General features: G+C 64.3%; 5 protein-coding genes and 1 tRNA gene. 1 reads left to right on the top strand and 5 read right to left on the bottom strand.

The annotated features are described in order from the left end of the window. Positions 1–82 precede the first annotated feature (82 nt). From PGX04_RS18635 to PGX04_RS18625, 3 genes are all read right to left on the bottom strand, one after another. Complete coding sequence (locus tag PGX04_RS18635; protein WP_273739881.1) at positions 83–1,660, bottom strand: electron transfer flavoprotein subunit alpha/FixB family protein; 1,578 nt, start codon at positions 1,658–1,660, stop codon at positions 83–85. A gap of 1 nt (position 1,661) precedes the next feature. Beyond that, complete coding sequence (locus PGX04_RS18630; protein WP_273739880.1) at positions 1,662–2,525, bottom strand: electron transfer flavoprotein subunit beta/FixA family protein; 864 nt, start codon at positions 2,523–2,525, stop codon at positions 1,662–1,664. A 216-nt stretch (positions 2,526–2,741) separates the two neighbouring features. Continuing rightward, positions 2,742–3,599 (bottom strand): polymer-forming cytoskeletal protein, encoded by an 858-nt coding sequence (locus tag PGX04_RS18625; RefSeq protein WP_273739879.1) that lies wholly within the window; start codon positions 3,597–3,599, stop codon positions 2,742–2,744. 147 nt (positions 3,600–3,746) lie between these two features. On the opposite strand from PGX04_RS18625, the gene PGX04_RS18620 reads away from it, so the two are divergent. Further along, positions 3,747–3,944 (top strand): DUF5800 family protein, encoded by a 198-nt coding sequence (locus tag PGX04_RS18620; protein WP_273739878.1) that lies wholly within the window; start codon positions 3,747–3,749, stop codon positions 3,942–3,944. Positions 3,945–4,057: 113 nt separating this feature from the next. Here PGX04_RS18620 and PGX04_RS18615 read toward each other — a convergent pair whose 3' ends face one another. After that, on the bottom strand, positions 4,058–4,621 hold the full coding sequence (locus PGX04_RS18615) for a DUF420 domain-containing protein (RefSeq protein ID WP_273739877.1): 564 nt from the start codon (positions 4,619–4,621) through the stop codon (positions 4,058–4,060). A 648-nt stretch (positions 4,622–5,269) separates the two neighbouring features. Then, a tRNA-Leu gene (locus tag PGX04_RS18610) sits at positions 5,270–5,354 on the bottom strand. Positions 5,355–5,669: the final 315 nt, after the last annotated feature.

Here is a 5,669-nt window from a genome sequence, read left to right as displayed (position 1 = left end):
CGCGCGGCCGCCGCGGCCCCGCCGGGACCACAGCCGACGACGACGGCCTCGTACTGTTCGTAGTCGTCCGTTGCTGCCGCCATCACTCGTCACCTCCGTCGGCGACGGCCTCGGGCTCAAGGTCCGTCTCACCCGATTCGACGGCCTCGGTGAGCCGCGGCAACACCTCGAAGAGGTCGCCCTCGACGAAGTAATCCGAGAAGTCCCGGATCCGGGCGTCGGCGTCGGTGTTGATCGCGACGATGGTGTCGGACTCGTCCATCCCGACCTTGTGCTGGACCGCGCCGGAGACGCCCGCCGCGATGTACACGTCGGGCGCGACGACCTGGCCGGTCTCGCCGATCTGACGTTCCTCTTTCGAGTACTGCTCGACGTGGCCCTCGAACTGGTAGGAGGAGGTGACGATCCCGCGCGTGATACCGAGCTCGGCGTCATCGAACGCGTCGACCAGGTCGAGGCCGAGTTCAATCCCCTCGGTCGGATCGTCGGCGATTCCGCGGCCGAGGCAGACGATCACGTCGTGGCCGGTGAGGTCGATTCCGGCCTCGAGCCGGTCGTATTCGGTGATCTCGACGCGGAACCAGTCGTCCTCGAGGTCCATGTCGTGTTCGACGACGAGCCCCTCCCGGTCGGGATCGCGCTCGATCGGGTCGAAGCTGCCCGGAATCACCGAACACCCCTGCGGGTGGAAGTCCCGATCCGGATTGTCGAGACAGAGGATCGTCGAGTACTCGAACCCGGAGAAGTCCGGTCGCTTCATGTGAAGGACCTTCTCGACGGTCTTTTTGACGCCGGGTTCGCCAGTCTTGACCGGATTCGAGATCTCGTTCGCTTCGATGAACAGGTCCGAACAGTCCGAAGCGAGCCCGGAGTCGAGTTCGGCCTGGACCTTCGCCGAGAGGTCCCGCCCGTTGTTCGTCGCCGGAAACAGGATGTAGCGCGGCTTGTCGTAGTCGCGCCAGTCGGTGCTCTCGACGGACCCCTCTCCGCGGGCCATGTGCGCCGAAATTTCGGTGTAGGGCTTGTGGAGGAATCGCTCGAGGCGCTCGTCCTCGTGATAGACGGCGACATCGGCTCCGTAGGCGATGCACTCCTCGGCGAGCCCCTCGCAGTCGTCGCCCATCAGGAACGCGACGACATCCTCCGCGTCCCCGTAGTCTGCTTCGAACTGGTCCATCAGCTCCCGGCCCTTGCCGAGCATCTCCTTCGAGACCTCGAGCAACTCGCCGCCCTGGGTCTCACAGAACACCCACAGGTCCGCGTAGTCACCGTCTGCGAGCGCCCGGACGTGTTTCTTGTCGCGGGTGGGCTGTGAGAGGCCGTCGTCTTCCGCCGGTTCCTCGTCCGCCGCTTCCGTTTCCGCCGATTCGTCATCCGTCTCTTCTGCTTCCTCCTCATCGGCCTCGGCTTCGTCGCCGACATCTTCTCTCGTCTCCTCGTACTCGCCTTCCGTCTCCGTGCCCTCCTCGACACCGTCGCTCTCGTCGCCATCGTCACCGATCTCCTCGAGCCGCCGGTGGACTGCCTCGCGGGCCGTCGCCCGGTCCCGACCCGCTTGTTCGGCCTCGAGGATCGCCTGCAGTTCGTTCTCGTCGTCGATCGTCTGCAGCTGCTCGGTCAGTTCGTCGACCGTGTGGTCGTCCGGATCGATCGCCGTCATTTCAATCACCCGCCTCCGCGGCGTAGGGCTGCATCTCCTCGAGTACCTCGCTCATGCCGCCGTCGGGATCGATCATCGTCGCCTCCCGTTCCGAGGGCGCTTTGGGGATCGGATCGACCGACGAGACGATCGTCGGCGAGCCGTCGAGTCCGATATAGTCGGGATCGAGGTTCAGGTCCTCGTGATCCCACGTCGTCAGGTACTCGTCGTGCTCGGTGGCTCGTTCCTCGGTTTCGGCTCGCAGCTCTTTGTGCGTCAGCCTGTGTGAGGCCTTTCGATACGTCGGCTCGAACTCGGGATCGGTGACGACGAAACAGGGTAAGGGCGCTTCGACCGTCTCGATCTCGTCGACATCGCCCTCGACGAGTCGTTTCGCGCGTAGCGTCCGTTCCTCGGGGTCGATGTCGAGCGCGATCACGTGGGTGACGATCGGCCAATCCATCGCCCAGCAGGCCTGCGGACCGGTCTGTCCGGTCTCGCCGTCCGCCGTCTTGAACCCCGCGAACACGATGTCGACGTCGGCAACGTTTTCCTGACACATCTCGAGGCCGGCGCTGAGCGTAATCGCCGTCGCCCACGTGTCGGAGGCGGCCAGTTCGCGGTCCGAGAGCAGGTAGCTGTCGTCGGTGTAGACCGTCTCCATCGCCCCTTTCAGGACGTCGGCGTACCCCGGCGGTCCCATGCTCATCCCGCTGACGTGGCCGCCGTGGCGCACCTTGGTCTGGAGCGCCGCCTGCAGCGCGAACTCGTCGTTCGGATTCATCACCGTCGGCGTCTTCCCGCGCTCGAGGTGGCCGTCCTCGTCGAACGAGACGGCTCCCTCCGAGAAGTCCGGAACGCCTTTCGTCAGTACGATCGACCGCATGAATACCTCCGCCTGTGCGTGTCTGTGTTTATCATGCCTGTGAGACCTTTTCATAGTATCAGTATTAAGGATAGGGGTTAAAATCGCCGACAGGGGGTGGTATTCGGGGGAGTCCGTTTTCGAGAGCCGAATTGAATCGGAGGGACGACCCGTGTTAGCAAGCGTTTCGACAGCGACCGGGGATGGATCGAACGGAGCGGCGGTGGACGGCTCGCGTTACTCGCGTTCGCGTTCGGTCGTCCTCATCGTGATCTCGCCGTCGGCACGGATCGTGCCGTCGACCTCGGCGTCGGGCCCGAGCTCGAGGTCGTCACAGGAGACGTCGCCGAGGATACGGGCGTCCCGTTCGATGGTGACATCGCCGTCGCGAGTGGTCACGTCGCCGTGGATGCGGGTTCCGTCGCCGACGGTGACGTCCTCGCGCGCCCGGAGGCTCCCGAAGACGTTGCAATCGGCACCGACGTCGATCGTCTCCGCGCGGACGTTGCCGTGAAGTCGACAGTCGTCGCCGATCGTGGCGGGCGTCGAGACCCGCCAGGCGTCGTCGCCGACGGTCGCGTTCCGAGGAATGACGAGCGGATCGGTCTCCGGCTCGTCGTCTTCCTCGTCGACGAGTTCGGAGATGAGCCGTTGCGCGGCGTCTTCCTCGCCGATCAGGAGGAGGTGTTTGAGGTAGACGAAGAGCAAAACGATCGTCGGCATCGGGTTCCGAATGACGATCCAGCCGTTGGCCTCGAACCCCTCCTCGATCTCGACGTCGTCGCCGATATCGAGGTCGCCCGCGACTTTCAGCTTCCCGCCGATGTGGACGCGCTCGCCGATGTAGGCGTCCTGCCCGACGAGCACGTTTTCCGCGACGTCACACCACATGTCGAGCCGGCAGTCGCCGTCGGCCTCGATAGCACCGCGAAACTCGGCGCTCTCGCCGGCCAGCACGTTTCGGCCGCGAACGCCGAACTCGATTGTCGAACGACCGCCCACGAGGACGTCCCCGTCAGTTACGAGGTCGCGTTCCTGGGCTTCCGTTCCGTCGGGAACGACGAGTTCGTCGAGTGGATCCCTGCTGAAGGCCACACTCGCATCCAAAGGGAGTACCGCCTAATAAACCTCGCGCGTCGTCGGTCGTTCGTCTGACGCCCGTCTGCCGCTCCGATCGTTCGCCTCCTGCAGCCGCCGAGCACAGTCGCCTCGCTTTTACACTCACGCTGCATACGACCAGCCATGACTACACTCGCATTCGACGACGAGGGCGTCGACGTCGTCTACGAAGGCACCGAGTTCCGCCTCGAGCAGGCGCTCATCGAGGAAGCAACCGAAAAATCCTACTACGACGTGACCGACCACGAGGTGTTGCAGATCGTCGCCGAACAGCCGAACCTGCAGGGTGAGCCGCGCCGTATCGGCGATATTCTGGACTGAGTCGGTCGATTCGGCCATCGATCGCGCTCCTCAATCGGACTGTTGGAAATCAGTTCCGGCGCACCCGCGAACCGTCCTGCGGTTGCTCCCGTCCATCGGGACAGCAGTCCGTCTCAGTAGATGACGTGGAGCAACACGAACACGACGATTCCGAGCGAAAAGGAGAGCAGCCACAGCGTCGCCGCGATCCGACCGATACGGGCGTGACTCGTTTCCGGCAGCTCCGCGATCGGACGGGAGACCGCGAGCAACAGCACGTAGTACAGCAGCGGAATACAGACGATCGCCAGCAGAATGTGAACGGCCAGGATCGGCAGGTAGACGAACTGTTCGATGGCCGCCGGTCCCGGAAAGTCCTGCGGACCGCCGGTCACGGTCAGCCGGTAGAGATAGAGCGCGAGAAAGCTCGCGAACAGGCCGAAGGAGGACACCATTGCGACCCGATGGCGCTCGATCTCGCCGCGGCGGATCGCCCGCCAACCGACCGTGATCGTCCCGATCGCTATGGCGCTGAGCACGGCGTTGACGAGCGGGATCGCGTCGATGACCCGCTCCGGTGCCGCCGGCACGCTCGAGGACGGAATCCGGCCGCCCGCGGCCGCGAAGACGACCGCCAGCGACACGACGCTCAACACGCCGGTAAGGAGGCGCACGCGCTCTCGAGGGACGTATTCCATGTGTGGTGGTTCGAGCGGAACGGGAAAGTGGTTACTCTCCGCACTGGACTCGAGCTACTATCCGAGAAACGGCATAGAGAGGGAGTACGGATCACTCCAGACCGATCAACCGGTGTGCGGTGGCGCGCGCTGTCGGCCGACCGAGGGTCGCGAGGCGCTCACTACGTTCGCGCCTCGGAAAGCGAACGGTGACTGCAGGGAACCGTGAGCACAGCGAGGGCGGCCGCCGATACTGCGCGAGGGATGAGCGAACGAACGGAGTGAGTGAGCGTTAGCGCGGGACCTCCGGTCCCGCGAACCATCCGAATAGTGCGAGACCGGAGGTCTCGCATACCATGCGAATATTGCGAGGCCGTGGGCCTCGCAGACCAGTGAACGGGCGCTACGCGCCCGTGAACAGACGGCGGCGGAGCCGCCGTGAGCAGAAATCGGCTGGGGAGGGCGTGGCGATTCCCTGCTGCCACGGTAGCAGGACACTTTGTTCACCGTATTCTCATCAGAATCCACTGTTCCATACGAGCCGACTATAACAAGTGTCACACGAAGCCGTCGCTCATCAGTGTAGCGTCGGAACGAATTATGCGTGGGTGATGTCCTCGAAGGGAGATCACCTGCATCGGTCGTGGTGGACATCGTCCACCGGTGCGATGCGTGGGACCGGATTTGAACCGGCGGACCCCTACGGGACAGCGCCCTCAACGCTGCGCCGTTGGCCTGGCTTGGCTACCCACGCTCGCGGTCTCTGTCTGCACTCAATCGTATCCAGTGTGATTATAAAAGCCCTTTCCTTTGGGTCGGCGACTGCGGCCGTGTCCCACGGAATTGCGGCCAGGGAGTGACGGATACTCGACCCGCTCGTTCCGCGAGCGTCGCCGATCACGTTCCCACGAGATCCGCTCGCCATGCGATCGTCACTCGACCTGCGAGAGACACAAAGGTTTCAGTACTCGAGCGAAATTGTCGATCGATGTCGCTGTCGTCGGCTCGGACGCGCGCGCTCGCCGGTGCGGTCGTGGCCACCGCGATGGTCGCTGCGGGCCTCCTCGTC

The sequence above is a fragment of the Natrinema soli genome (assembly GCF_028618695.1).
The sequence above is the reverse complement of the archived record's forward strand: the minus strand, read 5'-3'. Positions and strand labels throughout refer to the sequence as shown.

Bases quoted from the DNA above. Each gene is read 5' to 3' on its own strand.
- PGX04_RS18630 (WP_273739880.1), bottom strand. From the start codon at position 2,525: ATGCGGTCGATCGTACTGACGAAAGGCGTTCCGGACTTCTCGGAGGGA.
- PGX04_RS18620 (WP_273739878.1), top strand. From the start codon at position 3,747: ATGACTACACTCGCATTCGACGACGAGGGCGTCGACGTCGTCTACGAA.
- PGX04_RS18635 (WP_273739881.1), bottom strand. From the start codon at position 1,660: ATGACGGCGATCGATCCGGACGACCACACGGTCGACGAACTGACCGAG.
- PGX04_RS18615 (WP_273739877.1), bottom strand. From the start codon at position 4,621: ATGGAATACGTCCCTCGAGAGCGCGTGCGCCTCCTTACCGGCGTGTTG.